The sequence below is a fragment of the Bacteroidota bacterium genome, from assembly GCA_030017895.1.
Classification (GTDB): domain Bacteria; phylum Bacteroidota; class Ignavibacteria; order UBA10030; family BY39; genus JASEGV01.
The window spans coordinates 1-2,866 of the sequence record JASEGV010000141.1 but is presented as its reverse complement, the minus strand read 5'-3'; the positions used below and the strand labels follow the sequence as shown (position 1 = coordinate 2,866).

At 39.3% G+C, this 2,866-nt stretch carries 4 protein-coding genes; all 4 read right to left on the bottom strand.

Annotated features, from left to right (window positions below):
• Positions 1-301 (bottom strand): hypothetical protein (locus tag QME58_14305; GenBank protein ID MDI6804985.1); only part of this gene is annotated, 301 nt, incomplete at its 3' end.
• Between the two features lie 2 nt (positions 302-303).
• The gene (locus QME58_14300) at positions 304-1,296 is read right to left on the bottom strand and encodes a hypothetical protein (GenBank protein MDI6804984.1); all 993 of its coding nucleotides are present in this window, start codon (positions 1,294-1,296) and stop codon (positions 304-306) included.
• 41 nt (positions 1,297-1,337) lie between these two features.
• Entirely contained in the window at positions 1,338-2,180 is an 843-nt protein-coding gene (locus QME58_14295; protein MDI6804983.1) for a T9SS type A sorting domain-containing protein, read from the bottom strand.
• Between the two features lie 31 nt (positions 2,181-2,211).
• On the bottom strand, positions 2,212-2,502 hold the full coding sequence (locus QME58_14290) for a hypothetical protein (GenBank protein MDI6804982.1): 291 nt from the start codon (positions 2,500-2,502) through the stop codon (positions 2,212-2,214).
• Between the last annotated feature and the right edge of the window lie 364 nt (positions 2,503-2,866).

Below are 2,866 nucleotides of genomic sequence, written 5' to 3'. Positions count from 1 at the left end.
CGAGCATTTTTGCCGGACCACCGGTATTGTGCATCAGGAATTTCTGTATTGCCGACTGAATCTGGTCACGACTTGACTGCTCGTTTGGAACGAATGTACGTCCGTTCAAATAATGTAAAACAACTTTTGCAATGTACTCGTCGCAGCGTTTAACAGTGTACTGGTCCATACCTTCGTCGCCTTGTCCACCAGCTAAATACAAAGTATCTACACCCCAGAACACAAGACCTTCATAGAAAGCTACAGGGATAAGAGCTTTGTTGAACTTCATCTGCTGACCACCGCGGATATTCCACTTCATTTCTAACGGCGAGCCGGCGGAAAGAACGCACTATTGTTGTAGTCAGGCACAGTAGTTGAACCAATCACCATGGTCTGGTTGAATCTGCGATTCTCAATAAGGAAGTAATCGTTGCCGTAGTTGCTGTTGATACGGAAGACCTGCGGCGCGGTGAGCGAGTAGTACGCATCGAACTGCTGTTGACCGGTGATGACAGTCGGGGTGAGCCAACCTTTCAGCGCTCTGTGTCCGGGATTCAGTGGCGCCGGTGCAGCACCATTACCATTTCTTCTTCCAGCCTCCATGAGATCAGCACGTGAACCACTGGAGTGACCGATTCCAATCAAATGAGCAAATTCATGGCAATGCACACCAATTCGTGCAAATTTATCTCCGAGATTTTCTTGAGTGTAAGGTCTACCTTCGCGCTCACTCATAATGTAACTATTTCCAGATGCTCGAGGATTTAGTCCGCCGAAATTAAAATAAATATTACCTGCATAAATAATAGAAAGTTTAACTGTAGCCGAGTTAGAAACATCCAAACCTTGTAAGGTTGCTATATTGATTGCATCGGAAAAAATATCATAAGTATAATTCTGGTATTCCTGTTTATTATGTGGTAATAGTACCCAATTCGGGGTATTCCCATTTGTCGTATTTACCACAAGTCCGTTTATCGTTAGATTACCACTTGACATTTTTTGGAAATAATCTCTCATACTACCGTAAACTTGATCACCATCGGGTGTTAACATTATTGGATAAACATAGCTGCCTGAAGTTACAAGCATGTTTTCGAAATCATCTTTACTGTATGCTGAAGGAGATGTCTGATGTCTTATATCAGTAAATTCCACTAAAAGGATTTTTAACGTGATAGTGGAATTAATATACTGCTGAGTCGTGGAGTTACATACCGTTGTGCATGAATCCGTTTCGGCAATAACTTGGGTCGCCTGAATAGAAATTACAAACAGGATGACCCACACATAAAAAAATACTTTAGTTCTCATAATGTTTCCTCCATAAATATTAGTTAATATTTCAGTGAATTTTAACGGATCAAAATCATCTTCTTTACATCCATAAAGCTTTTTGCTTTTACCTGATAAATATATGTTCCACTTCCCATCGCCTTTCCAAAATCATTCTTACCGTCCCAGATAAGATGTGGTAAATCGTTTACCAATTCTCCTTCAAAGAGCTTTTTCACCTGTCTCCCCATCATATCGAATATGGTGACAGATACATCATCGGGTACAACTCGAAAACGAATAATGGTTGAACTGTTGAATGGGTTCGGATAATTCTGGAAGATTTCGTACTGTGCTTGGGGAATATTTGGCGCAAGTCTAACGTCAGTTACAGTACCGTATGTAGTACTGTTTATAATGGCACCGCGGAGATATTGTTCCACACCAGGTTCATAGATGAAATACGTTAATCCAATACTATCAGTAACTATTCGCCGGATGTACATACTTGATTGGACCGAATTTTGATAGAATACCCACTGAGTTCTCAATACGCCAAAAACATATTGTGTGCGAAGTTCTATCAATCGATTGATTAAAGTATCATAAGGATAATGGATAATCGAGATAGTATCACCAACCGACTTTGAGAAATCATACAATACTTCTTCTGAATTTATGTATTTATTAAACCAGAATACGCGCGATCCATTTACTCTCTGGTACTCATCATTCCAGAATGGATCGCTCTTTAAAAAAACATATTTCTCTCCGTTCGGCATTGTGGTGTCTTTTAGTGCTTTAATTTTCCCCAAATAAGTGTCTGGAGAACCAGGTTCCCAAAACTCCCATAGGTTACCAATTTCAAGCGAGTAATGTCCCTGTGCGGAGACTTTAATAGCACAAAAAATTAATAAAAGCATAGTGATTCTCAATTTCACAATACACCTCACGTTAATATTTTTCTTTTTGTTTCATTTTGCTTCCCGGCTTATTTGCAATTTCTTTTGCTCGGTCAATTTCTTGCGTCGCAGTACTACCTAAATAATATAAAGATTGTTTATTATAAATCAGATTCCAAATAGCATTTGCCGGTGTTCCTGCCGTTGTTGCCCGCGCCCGGATAGCAGGTATGTCCGACGAAGCGAAGAACAGATATGGATGCGAAACTTGTGTAATTGTAGTGACATTAAAAATTGTCACCAAAGCTACGGCCCGAGAAAAAGCTTTTAACGTGTGTTTCATAACTCCTCCTTGAATAATAATTTATAGAAATAAATATGAATTAACTATTTTATCAACAAAAGCTTCGTTGTGCTTATTGTTCTACTACCTTTAATTCTAGCAAGATAAAATCCACTCGACAAATTCGATCCATTAAAAATTATACTATGTTGACCGGCTTGAAGCTTGCCAAGACGTGATTGCCAAATCGATTGACCAAGGAGATCGCTAATATCGGGTTCAATATCATCTGAGAAGGAGCCGTCATTAGCCAACCGTTATTGCGAGTCCGTCAGTTAAACGACGGACAAAGCAATCTGAAAATCTGATTTATTTTAGAAAAATCAGATTGTTTCCGTCGCTGTCTAAAAAGTAAAATATACTG

Coding starts and splice junctions, on each gene's coding strand:
- QME58_14300 (MDI6804984.1), bottom strand. CDS start 1,296: ATGAGAACTAAAGTATTTTTTTATGTGTGGGTCATCCTGTTTGTAATT.
- QME58_14295 (MDI6804983.1), bottom strand. CDS start 2,180: ATGCTTTTATTAATTTTTTGTGCTATTAAAGTCTCCGCACAGGGACAT.
- QME58_14290 (MDI6804982.1), bottom strand. CDS start 2,502: ATGAAACACACGTTAAAAGCTTTTTCTCGGGCCGTAGCTTTGGTGACA.